Source organism: Corynebacterium sp. MSK073, assembly GCF_030232085.1.
GTDB lineage: Bacteria > Actinomycetota > Actinomycetes > Mycobacteriales > Mycobacteriaceae > Corynebacterium.
The window spans coordinates 138714-165091 of record NZ_JASPIY010000006.1 but is presented as its reverse complement, the minus strand read 5'-3'; the positions used below and the strand labels follow the sequence as shown (position 1 = coordinate 165091).

Annotated in this window: 24 protein-coding genes; 8 read left to right on the top strand and 16 right to left on the bottom strand. The window is 62.0% G+C overall.

What is annotated here, in order from left to right; genetic code table 11:
• Window positions 1–130: 130 nt before the first annotated feature.
• The 11 genes from QP970_RS05940 to QP970_RS05890 form a co-directional block, all read right to left on the bottom strand.
• Window positions 131–955 (bottom strand): alpha/beta hydrolase fold domain-containing protein, encoded by an 825-nt coding sequence (locus tag QP970_RS05940; RefSeq protein ID WP_239275584.1) that lies wholly within the window; start codon window positions 953–955, stop codon window positions 131–133.
• A gap of 179 nt (window positions 956–1134) precedes the next feature.
• Window positions 1135–1812, bottom strand: coding sequence for a type 1 glutamine amidotransferase domain-containing protein (locus tag QP970_RS05935; protein ID WP_239270099.1), 678 nt, complete (start codon window positions 1810–1812; stop codon window positions 1135–1137).
• A gap of 31 nt (window positions 1813–1843) precedes the next feature.
• Entirely contained in the window at window positions 1844–2755 is a 912-nt protein-coding gene (locus QP970_RS05930) for an amidohydrolase family protein (protein ID WP_370657803.1), read from the bottom strand.
• 45 nt (window positions 2756–2800) lie between these two features.
• Window positions 2801–3694, bottom strand: coding sequence for an RDD family protein (locus QP970_RS05925; RefSeq protein ID WP_239270101.1), 894 nt, complete (start codon window positions 3692–3694; stop codon window positions 2801–2803).
• Between the two features lie 55 nt (window positions 3695–3749).
• Complete coding sequence (locus QP970_RS05920) at window positions 3750–4829, bottom strand: YhjD/YihY/BrkB family envelope integrity protein (RefSeq protein WP_239270102.1); 1080 nt, start codon at window positions 4827–4829, stop codon at window positions 3750–3752.
• Window positions 4830–4923: 94 nt separating this feature from the next.
• Window positions 4924–5955, bottom strand: a complete 1032-nt coding sequence (trpS, locus tag QP970_RS05915) for a tryptophan--tRNA ligase (protein WP_239270103.1) — start codon at window positions 5953–5955, stop codon at window positions 4924–4926.
• Window positions 5956–5966: 11 nt separating this feature from the next.
• The gene (locus QP970_RS05910; RefSeq protein WP_239270104.1) at window positions 5967–6446 is read right to left on the bottom strand and encodes a DinB family protein; all 480 of its coding nucleotides are present in this window, start codon (window positions 6444–6446) and stop codon (window positions 5967–5969) included.
• 15 nt (window positions 6447–6461) lie between these two features.
• A complete protein-coding gene (locus QP970_RS05905) occupies window positions 6462–6653 on the bottom strand; it encodes a hypothetical protein (RefSeq protein WP_239270105.1) in 192 nt (63 codons plus the stop codon).
• Window positions 6654–6703: 50 nt separating this feature from the next.
• Window positions 6704–7651, bottom strand: a complete 948-nt coding sequence (locus QP970_RS05900; RefSeq protein ID WP_239270106.1) for a trimeric intracellular cation channel family protein — start codon at window positions 7649–7651, stop codon at window positions 6704–6706.
• Window positions 7651–8544: an exodeoxyribonuclease III gene (locus QP970_RS05895; protein WP_239270107.1), complete on the bottom strand. Its 894-nt coding sequence runs from the start codon at window positions 8542–8544 to the stop codon at window positions 7651–7653. Before QP970_RS05895 ends, QP970_RS05900 begins: the two co-directional genes overlap by 1 nt.
• A gap of 35 nt (window positions 8545–8579) precedes the next feature.
• Window positions 8580–9833, bottom strand: coding sequence for an MFS transporter (locus tag QP970_RS05890; protein WP_239270108.1), 1254 nt, complete (start codon window positions 9831–9833; stop codon window positions 8580–8582).
• A 191-nt stretch (window positions 9834–10024) separates the two neighbouring features.
• On the opposite strand from QP970_RS05890, the gene QP970_RS05885 reads away from it, so the two are divergent.
• The 3 genes from QP970_RS05885 to QP970_RS05875 all read left to right on the top strand — a co-directional run bounded on the left by QP970_RS05885 (window position 10025) and on the right by QP970_RS05875 (window position 15967).
• Complete coding sequence (locus QP970_RS05885; protein WP_239270109.1) at window positions 10025–12238, top strand: NADP-dependent isocitrate dehydrogenase; 2214 nt, start codon at window positions 10025–10027, stop codon at window positions 12236–12238.
• Window positions 12239–12438: 200 nt separating this feature from the next.
• The gene (locus tag QP970_RS05880) at window positions 12439–13860 is read left to right on the top strand and encodes a PepSY-associated TM helix domain-containing protein (RefSeq protein ID WP_284849561.1); all 1422 of its coding nucleotides are present in this window, start codon (window positions 12439–12441) and stop codon (window positions 13858–13860) included.
• Window positions 13861–13915: 55 nt separating this feature from the next.
• Window positions 13916–15967: a M3 family metallopeptidase gene (locus QP970_RS05875; protein ID WP_284869779.1), complete on the top strand. Its 2052-nt coding sequence runs from the start codon at window positions 13916–13918 to the stop codon at window positions 15965–15967.
• Here the strand turns inward: QP970_RS05875 and pdxT are convergent.
• Together pdxT and pdxS are read right to left on the bottom strand one after the other, a co-directional pair.
• Entirely contained in the window at window positions 15964–16572 is a 609-nt protein-coding gene (gene pdxT, locus QP970_RS05870; protein ID WP_239270112.1) for a pyridoxal 5'-phosphate synthase glutaminase subunit PdxT, read from the bottom strand. The genes QP970_RS05875 and pdxT overlap by 4 nt on opposite strands.
• Window positions 16573–16582: 10 nt before the next feature.
• Window positions 16583–17470, bottom strand: coding sequence for a pyridoxal 5'-phosphate synthase lyase subunit PdxS (gene pdxS / locus QP970_RS05865; protein ID WP_126318381.1), 888 nt, complete (start codon window positions 17468–17470; stop codon window positions 16583–16585).
• Window positions 17471–17551: 81 nt separating this feature from the next.
• On the opposite strand from pdxS, the gene pdxR reads away from it, so the two are divergent.
• Both pdxR and QP970_RS05855 read left to right on the top strand, forming a co-directional pair.
• Window positions 17552–18868 carry a MocR-like pyridoxine biosynthesis transcription factor PdxR gene (pdxR, locus tag QP970_RS05860; protein ID WP_284849562.1) on the top strand — a complete coding sequence of 439 codons (1317 nt, stop codon included), beginning with the start codon at window positions 17552–17554 and terminating at the stop codon, window positions 18866–18868.
• 37 nt (window positions 18869–18905) lie between these two features.
• A complete protein-coding gene (locus tag QP970_RS05855; RefSeq protein WP_023016815.1) occupies window positions 18906–19103 on the top strand; it encodes a hypothetical protein in 198 nt (65 codons plus the stop codon).
• Window positions 19104–19107: 4 nt separating this feature from the next.
• Here the strand turns inward: QP970_RS05855 and QP970_RS05850 are convergent, their stop codons facing one another.
• From QP970_RS05850 to QP970_RS05840, 3 genes are read right to left on the bottom strand one after another with little or no spacing between them, the layout of a single operon-like run.
• Window positions 19108–19944: an SPFH domain-containing protein gene (locus QP970_RS05850; RefSeq protein ID WP_370657789.1), complete on the bottom strand. Its 837-nt coding sequence runs from the start codon at window positions 19942–19944 to the stop codon at window positions 19108–19110.
• Window positions 19945–20589, bottom strand: coding sequence for a hypothetical protein (locus QP970_RS05845; RefSeq protein ID WP_239275580.1), 645 nt, complete (start codon window positions 20587–20589; stop codon window positions 19945–19947). It lies immediately after the preceding gene.
• Complete coding sequence (locus tag QP970_RS05840) at window positions 20589–23153, bottom strand: nitric-oxide reductase large subunit (protein WP_239268996.1); 2565 nt, start codon at window positions 23151–23153, stop codon at window positions 20589–20591. Before QP970_RS05840 ends, QP970_RS05845 begins: the two co-directional genes overlap by 1 nt.
• A 221-nt stretch (window positions 23154–23374) precedes the next feature.
• Between QP970_RS05840 and QP970_RS05835 the strand changes: the two genes are divergently transcribed.
• From QP970_RS05835 to metX, 3 genes are all read left to right on the top strand, one after another.
• Entirely contained in the window at window positions 23375–23587 is a 213-nt protein-coding gene (locus QP970_RS05835; protein WP_239268998.1) for a hypothetical protein, read from the top strand.
• 252 nt (window positions 23588–23839) lie between these two features.
• The gene (locus tag QP970_RS05830; protein WP_239269000.1) at window positions 23840–25156 is read left to right on the top strand and encodes an O-acetylhomoserine/O-acetylserine sulfhydrylase; all 1317 of its coding nucleotides are present in this window, start codon (window positions 23840–23842) and stop codon (window positions 25154–25156) included.
• Window positions 25153–26259: a homoserine O-acetyltransferase MetX gene (gene metX / locus QP970_RS05825; RefSeq protein ID WP_239269002.1), complete on the top strand. Its 1107-nt coding sequence runs from the start codon at window positions 25153–25155 to the stop codon at window positions 26257–26259. Before QP970_RS05830 ends, metX begins: the two co-directional genes overlap by 4 nt.
• Window positions 26260–26378: the final 119 nt, after the last annotated feature.

Here is a 26378-nt window from a genome sequence, read left to right as displayed (position 1 = left end):
AAAACCGGCTACCGGGCGGCTACCGCCACCCCGGTACCTGGTACCGCCTTACCGGTCCCTAAAACAAGCCCGCGTCAGACTGGGGCGGTTGCTGCATTTTCACCTACACTTCGCGCCACATAAAGTGCGGCTAGAGGTGAGAACCGAGGTGCTCGATAAGATCTGCCAGCATTCTGCGCGACTGGGGCGCACGCGGGCGTACCTGATCGAAGCCGTGATAAGCACCTGCATACACATCAAGTGTGGTCTCGACTCCGGCGTTCTGCAGTGCGGTAGCAAAGGCTACGGATTCATCATGAAAAAGGTCGATGTCTCCCACGCCGATCCACGTGGGCGGCATCCCCGAGTGATCCGAACGCGTCGCCGGCGATGCATACGGTGGCAGCGGGGTTCCTAAATGGTCCTTGCCTAAGTACATATCCCAAGCGCCGCGATTTAAATTCGGAGGACAAATAAACTGCCCCACCGCACCCTCTTTAACAATGGTGCGGTGATCAAGCATTGGATAGACCAATCCAAGCGCTCGAATGGAATGACCTTCATCCACCGTGCGCTGGGCAAGGCCTGCGGCCAAGCCACCGCCGGCGCTATCGCCAGCGACCGCAATGCGCGAAGTATCCGCGCCTAAAAGCTCGCCATTTTCCTGCATCCAGCGCAAAGCGGCATAACACTCTTCCAGATCCGCAGGAAAAGGTTCCTGCGTGGATTTGTGATAGCGCGGTGCGATGACGATGGCCCCCAGCTCCGATGCGATGAGCGAAGTTTGGGGATCATGCATCGCGGGACCACCGAGCAGGTGACCTCCGCCGTGAATCCACATCACCACGGGACGTGGCTCGGCTGGCGCTCCATCTCCGCGTGGAGTAATAACGCGGGCACGGAATGCTTGGCCTTCAAAAGAACAAGATAGCTCTTCGATGTCCACCGGACGCCACTTCGGACGTGCCACGTCCATATTGGCAAATAACCTGCTCGTTCGAGCGAATCGATCACCCGAAAGCAAGTGCAGCGGCAGGTACAGTAATGGGCTGCGAAGCTCAGGAGCAACGCTGCGTAGATAAGGACGGCGGCTCTTTATATATGCCGCCGCCCCTACTACCGCACTACCTGCAGCGAGAGCTTTCAGCGCCCGCATTAAAAGTCGCGCAGGATGCGCTGTGCCAAAGGCTCAGAGGATGCTGGGTTCTGGCCCGTGTAGAGGTTGCGGTCAACCTCGACATAAGGCTGCATCGGATCGGTCTGCTTGAAATCAGCGCCGAGCTCGCGCAGGCGGGTCTCAACAACCCACTTGGCAGCGGCGATGGTCTCCTCGCCCTCTTCGGCGTTGGTAAAGCCGGTCATGGTGTAGCCCTTGAGTGGCCAGTTGTCATTGTCCAGCGCGAGCAATGCAGCCGGTGCGTGGCAGACCAGGGATAGCGCGCGACCGGAGTCGATGCGCTCCTGCAGCAGCTTGGCAGAGTCCTGGTCATAAGCCAAGTCCTCCATCGGGCCGTGGCCGCCGGGGTAAAAGACGAGGTCGTAGTCGGCTTCCTTAACATCGGCCAGGTTCAGTGGGTCTTCCAGGTCCGGGCCGATTTCTGCGAGGTAGTTCTCCTGCTCGGCGCGGTCGCCCTCAGACAATACCTCGAGGCTGTACTCGTCTACTACTGGTGCCTTTGCGTTCGGCGTAGCAAAGTCGATATCCCAACCAGCGTTCTTAAACACGCGGTGCGGAGCGATGAGCTCCTCGGCCCAGTAACCGGTAGGGCGGGCGCTGCCATCAGCAAGCGTCCACTTATCAGCGGCGGTAACAACGAATAGTGCGGAAGGCATGTCTTCCTCCTTTATGTAGATTAACTATCTATTACTCTTCGGAAGCGTTGTCATTCAGGTTCATTGAGAACCCGGAATCTTGGAGCGACTCCTCAGTATCGGGGCCGGCAAGTTCCGGATCGGAGAGGTCCTCGTAGGCCGGAAGGACAACGGTCTCAAGGATACGCTGCCTTGTTTCTTCGGTGTCGAAAATATTCTCAATCGCCTTCACGGTAAGATCGAAAAACTCCTCCAGTCCGTACCCAAAGGTCTCGCTCAAGGCGAGAAACTGCCTGCTCAGCGTGGAATCTCCGGAGGAGACCGAGCAGGTAAAACCAAGCTGCTGTAACAGCGGCAGCGGGTGATCAGTGAGTTCCTCAACATCGTCCACGGGCGAAAATACCAGTGGAATGTGTCGGTCACGGATCCATCCGGAGGCCTTGCCTGGGCGGATTCCATCGACATCGGCGGTGAAATCATCAATCATATTCACCGGTCGCAGCAAACGGTTCACGCCGGCCTGGGCGGCGCTTTCGGTAGCGGCGAAATCCTCGCCCACCGCGATCTGGGTAGGCAGGTACTTCGTGCGGAACTCCGCCGCGGCGGCAGCATTCCCCTCCGGCAGGGTGTAGCCAGCAATGCCCGCAGAGTCCTCGGCATTAGCCGCCGGCTCTGCCGCCTCGAGGACAAACCGTACCTCGAGATCTCCGAATCGTTCCGCGGCCACCTCGCGTACGACTGCGGACGTATCGAAAGAGTAAGCCGCAGGGTTGAGCTGCAGCTCGGCGTAGACCAGGTGGTCATCGGCAAGCTGGGCGCACTGCTCGCGGATATCCGCGTTCAATTCCTCCGCGGTGCTGGCCTGCGAGCGGACCGGTTCCCACAGGGATACCTTTGGAAGTTGTTCCACCACGCTCTCGGCGGAATCCTTATTTTCGGGGCTAATTAATGGTGCATCGTGCATGCGCACCATCGTAGGTATCTGCCCGAAGTTGCGCCATGCGGCGTTCTACTTGCGCGGCTTCCTCTTAACCACTTCGGCGTTTGCGAGATCGTCGTGGGAACCGCGCAGGTTGTTTTCCTCGTTGATGGTGGTCGCGTGCACCACCGCGCCCAGCATGCCCACCAATTGCCCAATGCCAGGGATCACGTTGATAAGGCGCCACCACTGGCGCTTGGCGGACTGGCTAAGGCTGAGCTTTTCCTTCGTATCCACGTCCCGCACGGTATAGCCGGCAAGAATCTTTGCCGGGCTAGCGCCCATCCATACCTCGCTGCCCAGGACGTAAACCACCATCACGATGCAGGCAACAACAAAGGACAACGCTTCCACATCCGCGAGCTCGTCGACGCCCGCGCCAACCGCGCTGCTGATGCCGCCGGCCAAGAAAAAGTCCAAGATGCCCATGCCGATGCGCGTTTCCTGGGACGGCCGTTTCTGCGCTTGGTGCTGGACTGGCGCCGGCGCGGCAGCGGGCGATGGCACCATCTGCTGCTGCGGCGAGGCATGCTGGGCGAATGGATCGCGCGCGTACGGGGAGGCATACGGGCTAGGCTGGGCAAAACCCGGCACCTGCGCCGGGCCCTGCGGTTGATCGTGGAAGCTCGGTTGCGGGCGCGGCGCCGGCGACCACTGCCCCACCGAGCTCAGCGTGCCGAGCTCGCCCCACGTCGGGCGGAGACCAGTGCGCAATGCTTCATCGTATTCGGCCCTCTTCTTCGCCGAACCCAGGATGCTGGCCGCTATGCGCAGCTGGACGCGCCGCGGCTCATCCTGGTTATATCCCTGCTGCCCGAGCTTGATGTCTTTTGCTTCCAATAAAACGGAAAGCTCATCCTCGCCACCATTGCGGTCGAGGTCCCACTTTTCGTAGAAGTCTGGGGCAATATCATCGGCGTTCATAGTGTCCTATCTTAAAGGTATAGCTCGGCGCACTCCTCCCCCGTAGGGAGGATTTTTATTTCCGGCGGAAAAGCTTCGCCACGCCCACGGCCGCAGCGCCCAAAGCGGCACCCACGCCGAAGACCGCGCCGGCCGGTGCGCCCTCGCGCACCTCATTGCGCACGCGAATAACGGCGGGTTCTGGAACCGGCGGGTGCGCATACTTCAGGGATTCTGCGGTCGTCGCAGTCCATGCGGAGATATACAGCACCACGCGCCACACCAGGTACATGACAATCATCAGGACGATGACCGGGCCAAAGACCGCACCGGCCGGGCTGCCGGTGGCAGAGGACATAATCACCGTGGACAGCTGCTTAATGGCCTCGAATGCCACCGCACCAATGGCAGCGCCGATAAAGCCGGACTTCTTAGGCACCTTCGTGCGCGGCAGGATCATAATCAGCCACCACATGACGATGAAGTTGGCGATAAGTCCCAGCAACAAGCCACTGAAGAAGAAGACATAACCCATGCCGGGGAAAGAATCGATACCTAAGAGGTCAAATATCTTCTGCGTAAGGCCGGAGGAACCCGCCGCGGTCACGCCGAAGGCGACGACAAAGGCAATGATCAGGCCGATAAGCCCCAGAAGGTCAGAGAACTTCTTTTTCAGGAAGGAGCCGCCGTCATTAGCATCGATGCCCCACATGGCAGAAATGCCGATGCGCAGGTGGTTCATCCACCCCAGTCCGGACCACAGAGTAGTCAAACCACCAATACCGAACATGGCGCCGCGCTGGTCGATGGCCGTATCCAAAATCTCATTGACCGACTCGCTGAGGTTCCCGTCAATGGAGTCGGTGATATAGGACTGCAAGTCATTGAGCAGGTCCTCACGGTTAGCAAGGACAGCGGCGATGGTGGCCACCAGCAGCATCGCCAACGGGAAGATGGACAGGACCGAGTAATAGGTAATGCCAGCAGAAAACTGGTTGCCGCCTTCTGCGGCATAGCGCTCCTGCATGCGCATGAGGTGGTCAACAAAGGGCGATTTACGCCGTACCTTATCTATCGCTCCCGGATCATCGGCGTTCGCACGCTCGATGCCGTAGTGGTCCGTCTTCTTAGAGGAGGATTGCGTGGTGGTGGACACGTGCTTCCCTTCTTGTTCGCACAGCGCTTATCCCGTATAGCGTAGCTGGCAAACACCCACTTGTCCCTCGGTGGGGTGGGTTAAGGGGTACCTACTACCTGCGCGGGCGAGGAAGGAAGCCGACTTTTTCATAGACGGCATCGACAAGCGGCTGCGCTACTTCCTGTGCGGTCTGGGCGCCGCGCTCCAAGATGCGCTCCAGCTCGCCGCGATCCGCCATGAGCTCGTCATAGCGCTGCTTGAGCGGGGTGGTAAAGGCCTCGAGCGCCTCCGCGGTATCCACCTTCAGGTGCCCGTAGCCCTTGCCGGCGTACTTTTCCACCAAGGAGTCGATGGACTCGCCGGTCAGCGCGGACTGGATGACCAGCAGGTTCGATACGCCCGGCTGGTTTTCCCGGTCGAAGGCGACCGAGCCCAGGTCATCGGTCACGGCGGACTTAATGCGCTTGGCAGAGGTCTTCGGGGCGTCGAGCAGGTTGACCAAGCCCTTGGGGTTGGGGCCGGACTTAGACATCTTGGACGTCGGGTCCTGCAGGTCATAGATCTTCGCCGCGCCCTCTGGAATGAACGGCTCCGGCACGTGGAAGGTCTCGCCGTATTTATTGTTGAAGCGCTCAGCCAGATTGCGGGTGAGCTCCAAGTGCTGGCGCTGGTCCTCGCCCACTGGCACGTAATCCGGCGAATACAGCAGGATATCGGCGGCCATCAGGATGGGGTAGGTAAAAAGGCCCACCGAAGTGCGATCGGCGCCGCGCTTGGCGGATTTATCCTTGAACTGCGTCATGCGGGAGGCCTCACCGAAGCCGGTCAGGCACTGGAATACCCAGGTCAGCTCCGCATGGGCGGGCACATGGGACTGGACGAAGAGGGTGGATTTCTCCGGGTCGATGCCCAGCGCAATGAGCTGCGCCGCACCGGCCATGGTGCGGTTGCGCAGCTCCTCCGGATTCTGCTCCACGGTAATCGCGTGCAGATCCGGGATGAAGTAAAAGGCATCGTAGCCTTCCTGCAGGTCGATCCACTGCTTGAGCGCTCCCAAGTAATTTCCCAAGTGATAGGAATCAGCGGTGGGCTGAATGCCGGAAAGTACGCGGGATGCGGAATTAGATGCAGTGGAATCAGTCATGTCAGGTAATGTTACTCCGTCATTTTTGCTTGTTGATTGGCCGCCCCAAGATGCTGCGCGGCATCATCAAAAATCGAGACCAGCCGGACACCGCGGGTAACGTGCGGCGTCCACGAGGTGTCGATCACGTCATCGAGGTTGTCATCCTCCAGCGAGGACACATACGCCTTGACCTGTTCCAATGCTTCCTGGGTATAGCTGCGGAGCTTGCCAATGTCCTGCGTGGTCACCGCACGCGCTTCCTCCGCCGATTGGCCATAGCCCATGGCATCCGGCAGATCGAGGTCGTAGCGCTGCCACAGCTCTTCTTCCCCGGTTAGTTGCGCAAGCTGCAGGTCCGCCATGCGGCCGGTGTGCCATAGCAGCCACGTGATCGAATTCGGGTGATCACCAAAGTGCGCATTGGCGGTCTCGTTGCTCAGCTCCGGCAATGCGGAGAGCGCATCGAGCGGGCGCTGCGCCATGTCCGTGAGTAGATCGATAGCTTTCATCTCAGACCTTTCCCCTTAGACCTTGCGGGAGGTGGGGCTGACGATGTCCATGAAGATGGCGAAACCGGTCACCATGAAGGCACCGCCGACACCCATGAGAACGATGGGGCCAAGGAAGGCGAAGGACGGTCCGACAGTAGTCCACCACCAGATGCTCAAGGCGAGGATTACGGCGCCAAGGACAAAAGGAATAATTGCGCGAGCCATGAACTTTCTCCGTTGCAGATTTCGAAATTTTTAACGTGTTTATACTAGCACTACTGCTTGTGCTTGGGGGTCCTTTGCCTGCCCACATCCTCCTTGTTGAAGGTCCATTGCTGCTGCGCATCCACTCCCCTCGCCCCAGGTGAGTGCTTGCCGCTGGGGCGGGTAATGGATGAGCGGGCGGTCGGCCGTGCAATCCGGTTGCTATTTAGCTCCTCGAGGCTGAGCGGGGAGGAAAAATCGCTTGCGTTGCGCTTGCTGCGGCCCAGCGGCCGGGTAATCGGGCTGGCGTAGCGGGTGGCCGCGCCCGCCTTCCGCTTTGCACGGCGGGCGCCATCGCGCACGATGCGCGCCGATAGCCGCAGGCGCGGATCCATCTGTTGCTCACCATCGCGGTATTCAAAGACGGGCAGGCCCGTCTTGAAGTAGATAGCCGCAAGGCGCGCAGCGAAGCAGACCAAGGCGGTAATGATCGCCGTGGGTTCCTCCGATAGCCCGGCGCGTAGGAGAATCATGTAGAGTCCGGCCGCGAGGATCGAGATCGCCGCATAAAATTCGCCAGAAAATACCAGCGGAATGCGGTCTGAGAGCAGATCACGCAACACGCCGCCGAAGACGCCGGAGATGACCGCGGATACCGAGGCGATGATGAAGCCGTAGCCCAAGTGCGCGGCAATCTGGGTGCCCAGCACGGAAAAGACCGCCAGCCCCAAGGCATCGAGGATGAGGAAGAGGTGGCGGAAATAGTGCATGAGGAAGGACATGCCCACCGTGACGATGGCGGCGGCGATGACGATGACCAGATAGACGGGGTGCTCCACCCAGGTCAGCGGCGGATCCGCGAGCACGATATCGCGGACGGTGCCGCCGCCTAGCGCCGTGATGGAGGCGATCATCGTCACGCCGAAGAGATCGAGCTTCTGCCGTCCGGCCGATAGCGCAGCGGTCATGGACTCGGCGGTAATACCAATGACGTACAGGACGCTAAATAGCGGCGACATCAGGCGTATTCCACCAGGAGCGGCGAGTGATCGGACCAGCGCTGCTCTACGGTCGGGGCCTTATCCACCCAGGTGCGCCGCGCGCGATCGAGTAGCGGCTGAGTTGCGGCTTGGTAGTCGATGCGCCAGCCCGCATCGTTATTGAAGGCCTGACCGCGGTAGGTCCACCAGGTATAGGGTCCATCGGCCTCTGGGTGGAGCCGGCGCGCCACGTCGAACCACTGCGGCGCGGTGGCCGGCTCCCACGGCGTGGTGCCCGCGTAGTCCACGACGCCGAGCCACTCACCCAGGTTCTTTTTCTCCTGCGGCGCCTCATCCGGGAAGCTGCCGAAAACATGATCCATAAAGGCACGCTCTTCCGGCAGGTGGCCGGCCTTCTTCTCGTTGGCCTTATTATTCTTCAAGTCTTGGGCGCGGTGGCAGATATTCCAGTCGCCGCCGATGACCATGTCCTTATCGGCGTTTTCTGCCAGCACGGCATCGAATTCATCCAAGAAGCGGTACTTTTCATCCAGCTTCGGCGAATCGGTATCGCCGGAGGGCAGATACAGCGAGGCCACGCGGATATCGCGGGTGGTAGCGGCAATCCAGCGGCCGGCGTCGGTGAAGGAACCGAAACCGATATCGACATCGGCAAGCGGCGTGCGAGAGAGGATGCCTACTCCGGCGCGGCCCTTAGCGGCGGCATCGGCAAGCTCCAAGTGCCAGCCCGCCTCCAGGGCTGGTGCCAGGGCCTTTCTGGCTTGGTCCGGGGTGGCGCGGACCTCTTGCATCAGCACGATATCGGCCGGGGTCTGTTCCAACCAGGCATTCATGCCGGGGTTATTCTCATTGCGCTGCTTGCACGCGGCGCGGATTCCGTTGACGTTGACGCTAGCGATGGTAAGGCTCATGGTGCTCCAGAATATAGGCGTGTGCGGTGGTAGTTCTAGCCGCGATTGGCAAGGCGTTTTTTATCCCACATTGTTATCGCCCACACAACGCAACCCGCGGCCGCCAAGCCGGCGCCCGCCAGCGCCGGAGCAGAGTAACCCAAGCCCGCGCCGACGACGATGCCGCCGATGGTCGCACCGGCCGCGTTCGCGATATTGAGCGCGGACTGGTTGAGCGCTGCGGATAAGGTTTGGGCATCGCCCGCCACGTGGACCAAGCGCAGCTGCAGGGAGGGAACCAGCGTGGAGCCCATAAACGCCACCATGCCAAAGCAAATGGTGGCCGGGATGGCGTGGCTGGAAAGGAAGTAGAAGGTCGTGAGGATGATGATCAGGCTGGCCAAGGCGAAAATGATGCCGAATTCGAGGTTGCGGTCCGCCAACCAGCCGCCAAAGGCATTGCCTATCGTCATGCCAATGCCGTAGGCCATGAGCACGACCCAAATCAGGCTATCGCTCAGGCCCGCGACCTCGGTCATGGTCCAGGAGATATAGGTATAGACGGAGAACATGCCGCCGAAACCCACCACGCCCATGATGACGGTGAGCCACACCTGGCTGTTTTTAAAGGCGCCGAACTCGGTGCGGATATCCGTTTGTTTCATCTCCGTCATGTGCGGCATGAGAAAGAACAGGGCCACGGCGGTAATAAGGCCGATGACCACAACCACCAGGTAGGCCGCGTGCCAACCCAGCGCGGACCCCAAAGCCTGTGCCGCGGGCACGCCGATGACCGTGGCGATGGCAAGGCCCATGCCCACAAACGCCATAGCCTTGCCGCGCCCGCCGGGAGGGGCCATTGACGCCGCAGACAGGTTAGCCACGGAGAAGTACGCGCCGTGAGGCATGCCGGCGATGAAGCGTGCCACCATGAGCACCCAGTAATTCGGCGCGAGGACCGAGAGCAGGTTGCCCACCACCAAAAAGCCGATGAGCAAGAGGATGAGGCGGCGGCGCGGGAGCTTGCCGGTAAACGCCGCAATCAGCGGCGCGCCGACCACCACGCCGAGCGCGTAGGTAGTAATCAGCGTGGAGGCGGTATCTTCAGAAACCCCGAAGTCCTCCGCGATCAGCGGCAGCAGGCCCATCGAGACGAACTCGGTAGTACCGATAGCAAACGCGCCAAGGGCCATCGCCACCATGACGATGGTGCGGCGCTCGGTAGAAATCTCCGTCTGGCGGGGCAAAGGCCGACGGTGAATACGGTGTTCGTGGGCGCTGCGCGGGCTTAACTGATCGATAATTTTCACGAGGGGCGACGATACACCCCACCTGGGCATAAAGCATGTTCAGGGCGTGGGCAGGTGAAGAGATTTACCCAGCGCATGGCCCCGTGACCGATGCCACCCAGCCCCAGAATGTACCGAGCGCTCCACATGGAGCGGACAAAATCGGTAATCTGGTCATCTGAAGAAATTTTCCCACATTTAATAGGAGAATCATGGCTAAGATTACGTGGACCCGTACCGATGAGGCGCCGCTTCTGGCGACCTACTCCCTCAAGCCCATCGTGGAGGCCTTCGCTTCCACCGCGGGCATTGACGTAGAAACCCGCGATATTTCCCTGGCTGCCCGCATCGCCGCGCAGTTCCCGGAGCGCCTCACCGAGGAGCAGAAGGTGGAAGACGCCCTGGCTGAGCTGGGCAAGATGGCCAAGACCCCAGAGGCTAATATCATCAAGCTGCCGAATATCTCGGCTTCCCTGGTGCAGCTGAAGAAGGCTATCGCCGAGCTGCAGGCCGCCGGCTACGATCTGCCTGATTACCCGGATAACCCTTCCACCGACGAGGAAAAGGACATCGCGGCCCGCTACGATTCCGTCAAAGGCTCCGCCGTTAACCCCGTCCTGCGTGAGGGCAACTCCGACCGCCGCGCGCCGGAGGCCGTGAAGAATTTTGTTAAGAAGCACCCGCACCGCATGGGTGAATGGTCCAAGGATTCCAAGACCAACGTCGCCACCATGGACGATAACGACTTCCGCCACAATGAGAAGTCCGTCATCATCCCTGAGGAAGATACCCTGTCCATCGTGTTGAAGACTGCCGACGGCGAACAGACCCTGCTGCCGGAGCTGCCGGTACTTAAGGACGAGGTCATCGACGGCACCTTCATGTCCGCCAAGGCCCTCGATGAGTTCCTGCTCCAGCAGGTCAAGCGCGCCAAGGAAGAGGGCGTGCTCTTCTCCACCCACCTGAAGGCCACCATGATGAAGGTCTCTGACCCCATCCTCTTCGGCCACGTCGTGCGCACCTACTTCGCCGATGTCTTTGATAAGTACGGCGACGAGCTCATCTCCGCCGGCCTCAACGGCGAGAACGGCTTGGGCTCCATCCTGGAGGGCCTGGACAAGCTCGACAATGGCGAGGAGATCAAGGCGGCCTTCGAATCCGCGCTTGCCGATGGCCCCGATCTCGCCATGGTCAATTCCCACAAGGGCATCACCAACCTGCACGTGCCTTCCGATGTCATTATTGACGCCTCCATGCCGGCAATGATCCGCACCTCCGGCCACATGTGGAATAAGAACGACGAGGAGCAAGACACCCTCGCCGTCATCCCGGATTCCTCCTACGCCGGCGTGTACCAGGCCGTCATCGAGGACTGCAAGGAAAACGGCGCCTTCGACCCCACCACCATGGGTACCGTTCCGAACGTCGGCCTGATGGCCAAGAAGGCCGAGGAGTACGGCTCCCACAACAAGACCTTCAAGGTGCCCGCTGCCGGCACCGTTGAGGTCCGCAATTCCAAGGGCGAGGTGCTCATCGAGCACGACGTCGAGGCCGGCGATATCTGGCGCGCCTGCCAGACCAAGGACGAGCCGATCCAGGATTGGGTCAAGCTCGCCGTTAACCGCGCCCGCCTGTCCGGCATGAAGACCATCTTCTGGCTCGACCCAGAGCGCGGCCACGACCGCAATATCCAGTCCCTGGTGGAAAAGTACCTGAACGACCACGACACCGAGGGCTTGGACATCGAGAGCCAGGATCCGGTCACCGCTACCAAGACCTCCATCGAGCGCATCCGCCGCGGCGAGGACACCATCTCCGTGACCGGTAACGTGCTGCGTGACTACAACACGGACCTCTTCCCCATCCTCGAGCTGGGCACCTCCGCAAAGATGCTGTCCGTGGTTCCACTGATGGCAGGCGGCGGCCTCTTCGAGACCGGTGCCGGCGGCTCCGCCCCGAAGCACGTCCAGCAGGTGCAGGAAGAAAACCACCTGCGCTGGGATTCCCTCGGTGAGTTCCTGGCGCTGGCCGAGTCCTTCCGCCACGAGAACCAGACCAACGGCAACGAAAAGGCCGGCGTGCTGGCCACCACCCTGGACAAGGCCACCGAGCGCTTGCTCAATGAGGGCAAGTCCCCATCCCGCAAGGTGGGCGAGAACGACAACCGCGGTTCCCACTTCTTCCTGGCCACCTTCTGGGCCGAGGAGCTGGCTAACCAGACCGAGGATGCCGATCTCGCGGCCGCCTTCAAGGACGTCGCCTCCGAGCTTTCTGGCAAGGCCGATGAAATCTCCCAGGCTCTTATCGATGCCCAGGGTGAGCCCGCCGACCTCGGCGGCTACTACTGGCCCAACGACGAGAAGACCTCCGCTGTCATGCGCCCCGTCGCACAGTTCAACGAGATCATCGACGGCCTGAAGAAGTAAGAGCTTTCTTCACCAGCTAGATTTCACCGCGCGTTCCCTTTGCAGGGCGCGCGGTGTCGTCGTTTTCGCCCCCCTCGTTTTCACACAACTGAAAAAATTTTTCACCTTCCGGGAACCAGGGTTGCCTAAGTTCCGACTATTAGTGCAGTTGATATCAGCACCCATGCAACTGACCACTAAGCACGAAAGAGAACTATTTTATGAGTCGGACGGCTCTGCGTTCCTTCATCCAACGCATACACTTCTACGGCGGCATGTTCGTCGGCCCCTTTATCCTGATCGCGGCATTGACCGGCTGCCTCTACGCACTGGCGCCCACCCTGGAAAATTTTGCTTACCGCGACGTCATGACCGTCGAGGAAGTAAATAACCCGGTAAGCCTGGAGGACCAAATCAGCGCTGCCCAAAAGGAGCACCCGGAAATGCCGGTCTCCCAGGTGTGGCCGGCAGAATCGGCGAAGGACTCCACGCGCGTGCTGGTGGCGGATCCGGGCATCGACGAGAGCCTGCAGCGCACCGTGTTTATTAATCCGGCCGATGGCGAGGTCATTGGTGACTACCCCACCTATTCTGGCCTGGGCGAAATGCCGCTGCGCCGCTGGATCTCCTCGCTGCATGAAAGCTTCCACCTGGGCCAGCCGGGCGAGCTCTATTCCGAGCTAGCCGCCTCCTGGCTGTGGGTCCTGGCCTGCGGCGGCCTTTACATGTGGTGGATTCGCCGCCGGCCTAAGAAGGCTGCCGCGCCGCTAAAGAACCAGCCGCAGCGCTCCAAACGCTGGAAGGCCACCCGCCTGCACTCCACGATGGGCGCTTGGATTTTCATCGGGCTCATTGGCCTGTCTGCCACCGGCATCACCTGGTCCCAGCTGGCCGGCGGGAACGTCAATTCCGTGGTGGAGAAAATGAACTGGAAGGCCACGCCGGTAGAAACCGCGCTTACCACCGATTCCTCCGCCGATGCCGCACACGATGCCCACGCCGGGCACGAAGGCCACGGCGCCCACGGCGCTCACGGTGGGGATGCGGAAGCTGCGGGCGAGGCACTGGAGCCGGCGGTCATCGCCGAGCAGGCCGAGCGCGTCTATGCCACCGGCCGCGCGGAAGGCCTAACCGGCCCGCTGCGCCTGTACGCGCCGGAAGACACCGACTCGGGGTGGAAGGTCAGCGAGCGCTGGGTCGAGTGGCGCTATACCTCCGACGAGGTCTCCGTCGACGGTTCCACCGGCGAGGTCATCGACCGCCTTCCATTCTCTGAGCTGCCGCTGTTTAGCAAGCTCAGCAGCTGGGGCATCTACCTGCACATGGGCATCATGTTTGGCCTGCCGCTGCAGATTGCCCTCTTCGCACTCGGCCTCGCCATCGCCGCCATGGTGGTGCTGGGCTACTACATGTGGTGGAAGCGTCGGCCGCAATTTGCACCTGGCTCCAAGCGGCACTTCTCCTGGGCCACCACCGGCCTAGGAGCGCTCTTTGCCGCCACCATCGGTGTATTTATGCCACTTTTGGGCATTACCCTTGCCGCATTCCTCGTACTAGACATCATCTTGATGAATACCGGAAAGCGCAAGACCACCGCGCCAAAGAAGCAGGATGAAGACGCGGAGCTCGTTCCCGTGGGCTAGCAATCTTAGTGAATACCATCACACAGGGTGGAGTTAATGGGTACATTGGTCATTTATGACTAATCCATTACTCCACCCTTCATCGTTGCCCTACCAACTCCCGCCGTTTGCGGAGATTAAGGTCGAGCACTACCGCCCCGCCTTCGACGAAGCGCTCGCGCGCCACGACGCCGAGCTTGCCGCCATTACCGAAAACACCGCCGTCCCCACGTGGGAAAACACCGTGGAGGCCCTCGAGCGATCCGGCCAGGACCTCGACCGCGTCATGGCGATCTTTGGCAACCTTTCTGGCACGGACGTCACCGATGAGATGGAAGTAATCGCCGCCGATATCTATCCGCGCCTGTCCGCCCATTACGATGCGATGTACCAGGACGAAAAGCTCTACCAGCGCATCAAGGACGCCACCCCACCCGCCGGCGATGAGGAGGGCGCGCGCCTGCACGAACACCTGCTGCGCACCTTTGCGCGCCAGGGAGCGGATCTCGATGCCGCCGGCAAGGCCCGCCTCTCCGATATCAACCAGCGCCTCTCCGCCCTCTCGGAGGAATTCGGCCGCAATCTCATGGCCTCCACGCGCGAGCGCGCCGTCGAGTTCACGGAGGAAGAGCTCGAGGGGCTGCCGCCGGAGCGCATCGCCTCAGCCAAGGCGGATGCCAAGGCCCTAGGCCGCGAAGGCTATGTCATCCCGCTCGAGCTGCCCACCGTACAATCGGAGCAGTCCCGGCTGGCGCAGGAGGGGGCGCGCAGAAAGCTCTATGCGGCATCGGCAAGCAGGGGCTCCGAGAACAACATTCCAGGGCTTATCGAGGCCGTCCAGCTGCGCGCCGAACGCGCCGAGCTGCTGGGCTATGCCTCCCACGCCGATTACGTCATCGCGGAAGAAACCGCTGGCAGCGCCGATGCCGCGCGCGACATGCTCGCAGACCTCGCCCCCGCGGCCGCGGCCAATGCCGCCGGCGAACACAAGCTATTAGCCGAGGAAGCCACGCTCAACGAGCAAGACTTCCACGCCGCCGACTGGCCCTACTGGGAATCCAAGGTCCGCGCCCGCGACTTCTCGCTCGACGAGGAAGAGCTGCGCCAGTACTTCCCCCTAGACAACGTCCTTACCCAGGGCGTATTCGCCGCCGCCGAGCGCCTGTACGGCATTACCGTTATCCCGCGCGAGGACCTGGAGGGCTATGCCGAGGGCGTGCGCGTGTGGGAGGTGTTCGACAAGGATGTCGAACACAAAGAACAGGGCGAGCACGGAGATAAGGGAATCGGCCTGCTGCTCACGGATTACTTCGGTCGCCCCACCAAGCGCGGTGGCGCGTGGATGAGCCAGTTCGTGGGCCAATCGGGCCTGCTGGAGCGCAAGCCGGTCATCGTCAACGTGCTGGGCATTACCAAGCCCGCCGATGGTTCCCAGCCCCTGCTGAGCCTGGACGAGGTGCACACCCTCTTCCACGAATTCGGCCATGCCTTGCATGGGCTGCTTTCCGATGTCCACTACCCCACCTTCGCCGGCACCAACGTCCCGCGCGACTGGGTGGAATTCCCCTCGCAGATCAATGAGAACTGGGCGCTGGATAAATCGCTGGTCAAGCAGTACGCGCGCCACGTCGATACCGGCGATCCGATCTCCGATGAGCTGCTCGATGCCGTAACCGCCGCCTCCGAATTTGGCCAGGGCTTTGCCACCTCGGAGTACTTGGCGGCCTCCATTATCGACTTGGCGTGGCATTCGCTCAGCGCCAAGGATGCCGCAGCGCTGGATGCTACCTCGGAGGCGGTGGACTCATTCGAGGAGGAGGCCCTGCGCGCGGTGGGCCTGGATAACCCGCACATCGCCCCGCGCTATCGCTCGACGTACTTCAACCACATCTTCGCCGGTGGCTACTCCGCGGGCTACTATTCCTACCTGTGGGCGGAGGCACTCGATGCCGATGGTTTTGAGTGGTTCAAGGAGCAAAGCGATCTGCGCGCCGCAGGACAAAAGTTCCGGGACCTCATCCTCTCCCGCGGCGCCTCCCGCGATTTCGGCGCGGCCTACCGCGACTTCCGCGGCCGCGATAAGGACGTCGCGCCGCTGCTCAAGCGCCGCGGCCTATCCGGCACCTAGCGGATACTGGCCAGCCAGGCGGCATGCACGCGCGCCTCATCGTTTTCTTCCGGGTGAAAGCTCAAAGCGGTGACGGTGCCGTGGCGCACGCCCACGACCGCCTCCTCCGCGCCGTCGTGCGGCACGGTCGCGATGACCTCCACGCCCTCGCCCACACGGGTGACCAGCGGGGCGCGGATAAAGCTGGCCTCGATGGGCAGCGTTTCTTCCCCGACCGCGACCGGCACGGTGCGCTCGGCGGAAAAGCGCTGGTTGCCAAAGGCATTGCGCCGCACGGTGATATCGAGCAGCCCCAGGGTCTGCTGGCCCGGCGAGGGGTTATCCAGCTCGCGGGCGCAATAAATCAGCCCGGCGCAGGTGGCGAGCACGGGAAGGCCTGCGGCTACAGCCGCCCGCAGTGGATCGGCCACGCCGAAGGTGCGGGCGAGCTTGTCGATGACACTCGACTCCCCGCCCGGGATCACCAGCCCATCCAGCCCCTCGAGGTCGTGCGGCACGCGCACCCGGCGCGTGTCCGCCCCCAGGCCTTCAAGGATGCGCAGGTGCTCTTCCACGCCGCCCTGCAGCGCGAGCACCCCGATCGTGGCGCTAGCTTCTTGTGGCATGACCACGCGATTACCAGCCGCGCTCGGCTAGGCGGTGCGGTGCCGGCACATCGCCGACATTGATGCCGACCATGGCCTCGCCCAAGCCGCGGGAGAGCTTGGCGAGCTCGGCGGGGTCATCGTAAAGCGTGGCGGCCTTCACGATGGCCTCCGCGCGCGCCGATGGGTTACCGGATTTGAAGATGCCGGAGCCCACGAAGACGCCTTCGGCACCCATCTGGCGGACGAGGGCGGCATCGGCAGGCGTGGCCACGCCACCGGCAACGAAGAGGACGACCGGCAGCTTACCGGTCTCCGCAACCTCCGCAACCAGGTCGTACGGCGCCTGGAGTTCCTTGGCGGCGACGTACAGCTCGTCGCGGTCGAGGTGCTGCAGGCGGGCGATTTCCGCGCGAATGGTGCGCAGATGCTTGACGGCCTCGGAGACATCGCCGGTGCCGGCCTCGCCCTTGGAGCGAATCATGGCCGCGCCCTCGGTAATGCGGCGCAGGGCCTCGCCCAGGTTGGTCGCACCGCACACGAATGGCACATCGAAGTCCCACTTATTGATGTGGTTGACGTAATCGGCGGGGCTGAGCACCTCGGACTCGTCGATGAAATCCACGCCGAGCTCGCCCAGAATCTGCGCCTCGACGAAGTGACCAATGCGCGCCTTCGCCATCACGGGGATGGATACGGCGTCGACGATGCCCTCGATAAGCTCCGGATCGGACATGCGGGCCACGCCGCCCTGGGCGCGGATATCGGCAGGCACGCGCTCAAGTGCCATGACGGCGCTCGCGCCCGCATCCTCGGCGATGCGCGCCTGTTCCGGGGTCACGACGTCCATAATGACGCCGCCCTTGAGCATGTCAGCTAGTCCACGTTTCACGCGCGTGGTCGCAATGTTTTCGGTCATGCGCTCTATACTGCCCTGCCCAAGTGGTACAAGTAAAGAACCATTTCCCGCGTGTTGGGTTGTACCACTTATACTGTTCTTATGCCCCTGCGCCTCGACCCCGCCGATACGCGCGCCCTGCCGGTCCAAATCGCCGCCGCCGTGCGCGCCGATGTCACCTCCGGCGCCCTGCTGCCCGGCGAACCCGTCCCCTCCACCCGCGCGCTGGCCACCCAGCTCGGCGTCTCCCGCGGCAGCGTCGTTACTGCGTATGAGCAGCTCACCGCCGAGGGCTACCTCAGCGCTGAGGTTGGTTCCGGCACCGTCATCAACCCCCGCCTGCCCCACAGCCCGCCGCCGCGCCCCGAGCCCGCGCCGCAGCCCGCTCCCACACCCGACCTGCTGGAATTGACGCCCGGCCTGCCCGATACCGCCGGCATCATCACCCCCGAATGGCGCGCCGCCTGGCGCGATGCCGCCGCCCAGCCGCTTTCCGATGCCCCTCCACTCCCCCACCACATAGCCAACCACCTGCGCCACATGCGCGGGCTGCGGGTGGATCCGCGCCGCATCGTCGTTACCGCCGGTGCCCGCGATGGCCTAGCCTTAGTGCTGCGCACGCTCGGTACCGCGCTGCGCGTCGGTGTCGAATCGCCCGGCTACCCCAGCCTGCGCCGCATCCCGCAGGCGCTTGGCCATGAGTTGGTGAACGTGCCCACCGATGCCGATGGCGTTACCGTTCCCGATACCGACCTCGACGCGCTCATTGTCACCCCAAGCCACCAGTACCCGTATGGCGCCTCGCTGCCGGCCGAACGCCGCGCCGAACTCGTCGCCTGGGCCCGCCAGCATGGCGCTTTACTCATCGAGGATGACTTCGATTCCGAGCTGCGCTACGTGGGTCAACCGCTGCCCGCGCTCGCCGCGCTCGCCCCAGAGCGCACCGTGTTGCTAGGTACGTTTTCCACCGTCATTTCGCCGTCCATCGCCTGCGGCTATGTGGTGGTCCCGGATGGGCTGCGCGGGGGCATCGACAAGCAGCGCGAAATCTTTGGCCAGCCGGTCGGCACCATCCCACAGGCCGCGCTCGCCCATTACCTGGCAAGCGGGGCGCTGCGGCGCCACACCGGCCGCATGCGCCGGACCTATAAGCGCCGCCGCGACCTCGTGGCCGATGCCCTGGGCACTCTCCCCGGCGCGCGCCTGCTGCCCATCAACGGCGGCCTGCACGCGGTTTTGCTCTGCGATCCGGCCATCGTCCCGCGCGCCGCCGCCCGCGGCATCAAGCTGACCCCGCTGCGCGAATACTGGGGCGGAGTGGACGCCGAAGACGGCGTCGTTTTAGGCTTTGGCCACCTAAGCGATGACGACCTGCGCCACAGCCTGAGCGCAGTCGCCGCAGCCCTGCGCGAGTGTTAGCCTGAAATCAAATACCCCCGCACAGAAAGGCGTAAGAATGACGCTTGGCCCGCTCGAACTTCTGCTCATGCTCATCCCGCTAGCTATCTACATCGGACTTATAGCCGGTGTCATTTATTTAATCGTGCAGGTCGCGCGTAATTCCAATGATATTAAGCAAAATTCGCAGGCCATCGCGCAGCTTCGCGAGGCACAGAAAAACGGCCCCTCCGCTGGGCAGGGGCCGCATTCTTAAATGCCTAGTCCGCAGGCTTTTCCGTATTTACCACCTGCGAGAAGTTCTCGCTGAATTCCTTGAACCCCTTATTAAAGGTGCCCAGGTTTTCCATGAAGCCACCCATGATGTCTATGGGCAGCGGAAAAACGATGGTGGAGTTTTGGTCCGCGCCGAGCTCCAGCACCGTTTGTAGGTAGCGCAGCTGCAGCGCCGCCGGAGCCTTGCCCAGCTCCTCGGCGGCCTCGCGCAGCTCGCGGGAGGACTGCAGCTCACCGTGGGCCGAAATAACCTTGGCGCGGCGCTCGCGCTCCGCCTCCGCCTCGCGCGCCAGGGCGCGCTGCATCATCTCTGGGATCTCAACGTCCTTAATCTCTACGATGCGGGTCAGCACGCCCCACCGTTCAGTTTGGCCGTTGATGATCGCCGCCAGGTCCTCGTTGAGCTCCTCGCGGTGGGCCAACAGGTCATCGAGGCTCGCCCGCCCCAAGAGCGAACGCAGGGTGGTCTGGGCAATCTGCGAGGTGGCCACGGCGTAGTTTTCGACCTCGAGGACCGCCTTGCTCGAATCGGTGACCTCGAACATGACCACCGCATTCACGCGCACGGACACGTTATCCTTAGTGATGATTTCCTGCGGCGGAATCGTCAGCGTCACCACACGCAAATCCACGCGCTCCAGCTTATCGATGCCCGGCAGCAAGAAATGCAGCCCCGGCTCCAGCATCGGCCGCAGGTGGCCAAAGCGGAAGGTCACGCCCCGCTCGTACTGCTTAATCACCTTGAGCGAGTAGGACAAAAATACCCCGATGAGGGCGATGATGATGCCGATGACGATCGGCCAGAATACGGGAGCGGACACTTAGACTTCCCCTTCCAGTTCTTGACGCACCGAGCGATAGCGCGTGGATTTTCCGTACTTCGAACCATAGCGGTCAACCTGCGCTGCCAATTCCGCCTCGTGGTTATCCATCTCCGGCACCACCAGCTGCGGCGCGTTCGAGGGAGTATTCCACAGGTGCCGGGCCAGCGGGTACACGCCGAACCCGGTGATGATGAGTACCGTGGCCAGCGTCAACGCCACCTCCGAGGGCGAATGATAGCTAATCAGCGAGGCCAGCGGCAGCAGGTAGCCCATCGCCGCGACCGCCAGCGCGATGCCGCGGTGGAAGCGCCCCGAATCCGAGTGCGGCCACGGGTCCAATTGGCGCGTGACCTCCCGGCCATGGTGCGAGACCGTGCACTGTTGCTTGACTGGGCAGGTATTGCACACGGTCGGGTTCGCACGGTAGCGCATGACGCGGTTTTCCGGGTCGAAGCTGGAGGGCCAGAGCCAGTGATCTTCGGGGCATCGCCAAGCATCGTGGTCTTCCAAGTACCGGAACGTGCCGGATTGGTTGGACATGGTGCGGTTGGCGGTTTGTTGCGCGAGCAAGTCGAATACCCAGGCCACTGCGAGCAGGAAAAGCCCGTAGCACGCGGATAGTACGGTAAATGCACCCGGCATTAGTCGTCCTTCTTATCCGAGCGGTAGGTACCGCCCCACTTGGTGCGCGATTCAAATTCCTGGCGCGGCGCGGTGGCGGAATCGCCGCGCTCGGCATCGGGATCTTCCTCCTCAACGAAGGCACCGCGCTCATCGATGTACCCGTAGCGCCGGCCCGTGGAGCTGCGCTTGTCGACGCGCCCCTTGCCGCCCGAAACCAGCCCCACCGAGGAGCCCACGGGGACCTCGCCCGCGTGGTCGTCCTCGTCCGGGGTGATGATGCTAAACAGCGGGTTGGTTGGGTGTTCCTCCACCGTTGGGATCTCCTTTTTGTAAAGCACGCCGCGCAGCGCCATCCAGAGGAAGGGCAGGACGCCGAGGAGGAACATGACATCGCCAGGCAGGCGCAGCCATTCCATGATGAAGTTGCCGGGCTGGGTGATATAGCCCAGCGACCGCGCTTCCACGTAGCCCGATCCGACGGATTCGTAGAGCTGCATGATGCCAAGCGGCAGGAGCGAAATGACCACCATCCACAGCAGGCCCAGGTTTTGCAGCCAGAAAGCCCAGCCCATGGCCTTATCGGACCACTTGTCCTTGGGGATGAGGTAGCGCAGCGCAAAGACCGACAGGCCCACGGCGAGGAATCCGTAGACGCCCATCATCGCGCCGTGTGCGTGGTTGGCGGTAAGCGCCGTGCCGATTTCGTAGTAGGAGACGATGGGCAGGTTGACGAGGAAGCCGAAGATGCCCGCGCCCAAGAAGTTCCAGAAACCGACGGAGACGAGGAACATGACCGCCCAGCGGTGCGGGAAGGGGCGCTCGCCCGAGGCGCGCTGGCGGGAGCCCAGCTGCATGAAGGTCCATGCTTCAACGGTCAACAGGGTCAGCGGCACGACCTCGGCGGCCGAGAAGAATGCGCCCAGGGCCATGTGCTCGACCGGGGTGCCCGAGAAGTACAGGTGGTGCATCGTGCCCAGCACGCCACCGGTGGAATAGAGGATGACGTCCAAGAAGATGATGCCTAGGGCGATCTTTTCGCGGACCACGCCGAGCAGGACGAAGACGTAGGCCACCATGACGGTGGTAAATAGCTCGAGGAAGTCCTCCACCCACAGGTGAACCACCCAGAAGCGCCAGAACTCAGCGACGGAGATGTGGGTTTCCGATCCCGCCAGGTTGCCCACCGCGTAGAACGCTGGGATGGCCAGGCCGGCGTAGAAGAAGAGCCACGGCATATTGGACTTGTGTTCATTTTTCAGGCGGCCGCGCAGCTGGCGGTAGATGATGCCAATCCACACGAACATGCCGATGGTCAGCAGCACCTGGAAGAAGCGCGGCAGGTCCAGATACTCCCACTGCTGAGAAAAGAGCGTGCCCTCTTCGATGTAGCCCATGGTGGAAAGCCATTCAAAGGCCATGGAACCAAAGACCACGACCGCGATGGCGCCGAGCAGGAACCATACGAGCCAATTCTGCTTCTTCGGTTCCTTCTTACCCACGAACGAGGCCAGGAAGATACCGGCTGCCAAGAGCCCGCCGGCGGTCCACAGGAGGGAGAGCTGCACGTGCCAGGTGCGCGAGACGTTATAGGGGAGGATTTCTTGCAGCGGTATGCCAAAGAAGCCGGTTAGCTCCGTGCGATAGTGCTGGCTGGCCGCACCCAGCAGCGCCTGAATCAAGAACAGCAACGCAATGACTAGGACGAACCAGGCCACCACCTTTTGCGACTTAGTCAGCCCGACCTCGCCCGGTTGCTTAAAGTCCAGGTTCGGCGCTTCTTCCGAATGCCAACCGATGGACTTGGACCACCGGCCGTAAATGGCAAAGATCAGGCCGGTACCGCCGATGAGCGCGATGAGCGAGAGCACCGACCACACCACGAGGTCCGCGGTCGGGCCGTTGTCCACGCGCGATTCCGCTGGCCAGTTATTGGTATAGGAATAGTCCTGGCCCGGACGCTCTGCCGCCGAAGCCCACGCGGTCCAGCCGAAGAAACCGACGAGGTTATTGATGTCTTGCTCATCGGTAATAAAGTCCGACGGCAAGCCACTGTTGTGGGAATCCGGGCCAAAGTACTGCGCGTAGTAGTCCTTATTGGCCTCGAATGCCGAAATCTGGTTATCGGTCCACTCCAGTACGCCCGTTTCTTCGTCATAGCGGTTGGTGCGGAATTCTTCTACCACGGCTTCTTCGGGAGTGGCGGAGGAATCAACGAAATCGGGCATACCATTCGCGTCGTTTTCCTCACGGGCATGGTCGAGGGCGCGGCGCAGGTACTCCGCCGTATAGTCTGGGCCCAAGTAGGCGCCGTGCCCCAGCACGGAGCCGTATTGCTGCAGGCCGCGGGCCTGGTACAGCGCCTGGCCGTTAGTGATTTCGTCCTTGGTGAGGACCGTTTCGCCCGTGGATTCGGAGACAATCTTTTCCGGCAACGGCATGGATGCGTCATAGGTGCGGTACGCCAAGAATCCCATGACCAAGAAGCCAAAGATCATCACGAGGGCGATGCCCTGCACCCACACGTTGCTCACCTTGAGGACCGGTTTCTTCCGGTCTTCAACCCCAGTCGTGGTGGTGGCCATAAAGTGTCCCTTTCACAGTTGTAGAGAGTTCGACATACATCATTATGAACGGGCAAAGCGGTGTTAAATAGTCGAACGGAGCACCTCTACCCCCATTCACCCTCATTAGACGGACCGCACGCGGTCACTATTGGAAAAATCGGTGCACCATATAGCCGGGTTCCGCCCCCAGAATGCCCACCCAGCTTGTTTACCCCCGGTTTTTCCGTAACAATTAATGCATGACATTCGCAGAGCACACCAAGCGCAATTGGCTCATCACGTTCTTCGCCGCGATCTTCCTCGCCGCCATCGTCTGCATGATTTTCTTAAACGATCCGCACCGCACGATGGTGGTCGCCATGGTCTTTATCGCCTCGGCAATCCTGCTCTTCGGCGCGATCCTCGGAATCTGGTACCTATTTCGCCGCAAGGACACCAAAGACCCGCAGTAGTTAGGCTGGGCAGCTTCCCGAAGCCTGCGAGCAGCGGCGCCGCGATCACGATGCCCATCCATGACGCCGCGCTTTCCGATGTCGGCCGCCCCGCCTTCGACACCATGCTCACCAAAGCCGGAGTACAGGGCTATAAGCGGCTAAGCCCAAGCGATTAATTTACCGCTTAGTCTATTTTTATTCTCCGACTACCCTGCGGTTTCGCGCCAGGGTGCTGTACGTTACATACCGCTTGGTCTAGTCTTGCGTGGCATGACGACGAAATACGATAACTCCAACGCAGACTGGTCCTTCGCTACCCGCTCCGTTCACGCAGGCCAAAACCTCGACGGCGCGCACAACTCCCGCAACGTGCCGATTTACCAAACTACCTCGTACGTCTTTGATGACGCCGAGCACGCGGCCAACCGCTTTAACCTCTCCGATGCAGGCCCCATCTACACCCGCCTGACCAACCCAACGCAGGATGCGCTGGAAGAGCGCCTGGCCTCCCTTGAAGGCGGTGTGGCCGCCGTGGCCTTTGCCTCCGGCCAGGCCGCAGAGACCGCGGCCATTTTCAACCTCGCCTCGGCAGGCGATCACATCGTCACCTCCCCGCGCCTCTACGGCGGCACCTCCACCCTCTTTACCGTCACCCTCAAGCGGCTTGGCATCGACGTCACCCTCGTCGAAAACCCGGACGATCCTCAGTCCTGGCAGGACGCCGTGCAGCCTAATACCAAGGCCTTTTACGGCGAGACCTTTGGCAACCCGGTAGCCGATGTCCTCGACATCCCAGCCATCGCCGAGGTGGCCCACACTAACCAGGTCCCGCTCATCGTGGATAACACCATCGCCACCGCGGCGCTGGCCCGCCCGCTCGACTTGGGTGCGGACATCGTCGTGGTTTCGACCACGAAGTTCTACACCGGCAACGGTTCCGCGGTGGGCGGCGCGATTATCGATGGCGGCTCCTTCGACTGGACCGTCGAGCGCGACGGCAAGCCAGTATTCCCCTACTTCGTCACCCCGGACGAGGCCTACCACGGCCTAAAATACGCCGACCTCGGCGCCCCCGCCTTTGCACTCAAGGCCCGCGCCGGCCTGCTGCGCGATACCGGCGCCGCCATTTCCCCATTCAATGCATGGCTGACGCTCAATGGCATTGAGACGGTAGGGCTGCGCATCGACAAGCACAATGCCAACGCCCAGGCCGTGGCCGAGTACCTGGAAGGCCACGCCAAGGTGACGAAGGTCAACTACGCCGGCCTGGATTCCTCGCCGTATAAGAAGATTAAGGAGAAGCTGGGTTACTCCTATACCGGCTCCGTGCTGTCCTTCGATATTGACGGCGGGCGCGAGGAAGCATGGGCGTTTATCGATGCCCTGAAACTCCACTCCAACCTCGCCAATATCGGCGATACCCGCTCGCTGGCGGTTCACCCGGCGACCACCACGCACTCGCAATCCGATGATGCCGCCCTGGCCGCGGCGGGTATTGCGCAGTCCACCATCCGTTTGTCCGTGGGCATTGAAGATATCGACGACATCATTGCTGACCTCGAACTGGGATTTAAAGCACTGGCATGAGCTGTATAAGTATCGGCGATTTTCGCACCGAAGCAGGCGCCACGCTTTCCGATGCCCACATCGCCTACCACCGCTTCGGCCATTTCCTCGGCGATCCGCACGGCGGAAATAACGTCATTTTGGTGGAACACGCGCTGACCGGCAATGCCGATGTGGCCGAGTGGTGGTGTGATCTCATTGGCCCAGGCAAGGCGCTGGATACGACGAAGTGGTGCGTTATCGCCATGAACGCACTCGGCGGCTGCAATGGCTCCACCGGCCCCTCCTCCCCGCATGCGGATGGCCGCAGTTGGGGATCGCGCTTTCCGGCGCTATCCATTCGCGATTTGGTGGCCGCGGAGAAAAAGGCGCTAGAAGAGCTGGGGATAACGCGCGTGCATGCGATCATCGGTGGTTCCATGGGTGGAGCGCGCACCTTGGAATGGACGCTGATGTACCCGGATGCGGTCGATGCCGCGTGCGTTATTGCCGTCTCCGCGCGCGCCTCCGCGTGGCAGATTGGTATCCAGTCGGCGCAGATTTCCGCGATTGAACGCGATCCCTTCTGGCACGGCGGCGACTATTATTCCTCCTCTCAGCGTCCCCGCGAGGGCCTGGCGGCGGCGCGGCGCATCGCGCACTTGACGTATCGCGGCGAGCAGGAAATCGATGAGCGCTTTGGCGTCCAAGCCCAAACCGGCGAAGAACCGCTGGGGCCCTACCGCCGGCACGACCAGCGCTTCGCTGTGAATTCCTACCTGGATTACCAGGGCTCGAAGCTGGCGGATCACTTCGATGCCGGTTCCTACGTCACGCTTACCGAGGCCCTCAACCGCCACGACATCGGCCGCGGCCGCGGCGGCCTGAACCGCGCTCTCGGTTCCTCGCAGGTACCGACCATGGTCGTGGGTGTTGACACGGACATCCTTTATCCCTACCACCAGCAGGAACACCTCTCGCGCAACTTGGGCAACCTGCTGGCCATGGCGAAGGTAGTCTCACCCGTTGGCCACGATGCATTCCTCACGGAATCGCGCCAGATGGACCGCATCCTGCGCAACTTCCTCACCCTGTCCCAACCGCACCCGCTGGACGTGGACAGCACCATCGACTACGCCATCTAGCCGTCCCCGCCTGCGCACGGCCACTCGGCCCCAGACACAGCTGCTTGCAGTGACAGGTGGTTCGGCGTGGCTGGGCGAGCAGCGCACGGGTGGCCATCGATCTGGCGCGCAGGTTTACG

Bases quoted from the DNA above. Each gene is read 5' to 3' on its own strand.
- QP970_RS05940 (WP_239275584.1), bottom strand. From the start codon at position 955: ATGGACGTGGCACGTCCGAAGTGGCGTCCGGTGGACATCGAAGAGCTA.
- QP970_RS05935 (WP_239270099.1), bottom strand. From the start codon at position 1,812: ATGCCTTCCGCACTATTCGTTGTTACCGCCGCTGATAAGTGGACGCTT.
- QP970_RS05930 (WP_370657803.1), bottom strand. From the start codon at position 2,755: ATGCACGATGCACCATTAATTAGCCCCGAAAATAAGGATTCCGCCGAG.
- QP970_RS05925 (WP_239270101.1), bottom strand. From the start codon at position 3,694: ATGAACGCCGATGATATTGCCCCAGACTTCTACGAAAAGTGGGACCTC.
- trpS (WP_239270103.1), bottom strand. From the start codon at position 5,955: ATGACTGATTCCACTGCATCTAATTCCGCATCCCGCGTACTTTCCGGC.
- QP970_RS05910 (WP_239270104.1), bottom strand. From the start codon at position 6,446: ATGAAAGCTATCGATCTACTCACGGACATGGCGCAGCGCCCGCTCGAT.
- QP970_RS05905 (WP_239270105.1), bottom strand. From the start codon at position 6,653: ATGGCTCGCGCAATTATTCCTTTTGTCCTTGGCGCCGTAATCCTCGCC.
- QP970_RS05900 (WP_239270106.1), bottom strand. From the start codon at position 7,651: ATGTCGCCGCTATTTAGCGTCCTGTACGTCATTGGTATTACCGCCGAG.
- QP970_RS05895 (WP_239270107.1), bottom strand. From the start codon at position 8,544: ATGAGCCTTACCATCGCTAGCGTCAACGTCAACGGAATCCGCGCCGCG.
- QP970_RS05885 (WP_239270109.1), top strand. From the start codon at position 10,025: ATGGCTAAGATTACGTGGACCCGTACCGATGAGGCGCCGCTTCTGGCG.
- QP970_RS05880 (WP_284849561.1), top strand. From the start codon at position 12,439: ATGAGTCGGACGGCTCTGCGTTCCTTCATCCAACGCATACACTTCTAC.
- QP970_RS05875 (WP_284869779.1), top strand. From the start codon at position 13,916: ATGACTAATCCATTACTCCACCCTTCATCGTTGCCCTACCAACTCCCG.
- pdxT (WP_239270112.1), bottom strand. From the start codon at position 16,572: ATGCCACAAGAAGCTAGCGCCACGATCGGGGTGCTCGCGCTGCAGGGC.
- pdxS (WP_126318381.1), bottom strand. From the start codon at position 17,470: ATGACCGAAAACATTGCGACCACGCGCGTGAAACGTGGACTAGCTGAC.
- pdxR (WP_284849562.1), top strand. From the start codon at position 17,552: ATGCCCCTGCGCCTCGACCCCGCCGATACGCGCGCCCTGCCGGTCCAA.
- QP970_RS05855 (WP_023016815.1), top strand. From the start codon at position 18,906: ATGACGCTTGGCCCGCTCGAACTTCTGCTCATGCTCATCCCGCTAGCT.
- QP970_RS05845 (WP_239275580.1), bottom strand. From the start codon at position 20,589: ATGCCGGGTGCATTTACCGTACTATCCGCGTGCTACGGGCTTTTCCTG.
- QP970_RS05840 (WP_239268996.1), bottom strand. From the start codon at position 23,153: ATGGCCACCACCACGACTGGGGTTGAAGACCGGAAGAAACCGGTCCTC.
- QP970_RS05835 (WP_239268998.1), top strand. From the start codon at position 23,375: ATGACATTCGCAGAGCACACCAAGCGCAATTGGCTCATCACGTTCTTC.
- QP970_RS05830 (WP_239269000.1), top strand. From the start codon at position 23,840: ATGACGACGAAATACGATAACTCCAACGCAGACTGGTCCTTCGCTACC.
- metX (WP_239269002.1), top strand. From the start codon at position 25,153: ATGAGCTGTATAAGTATCGGCGATTTTCGCACCGAAGCAGGCGCCACG.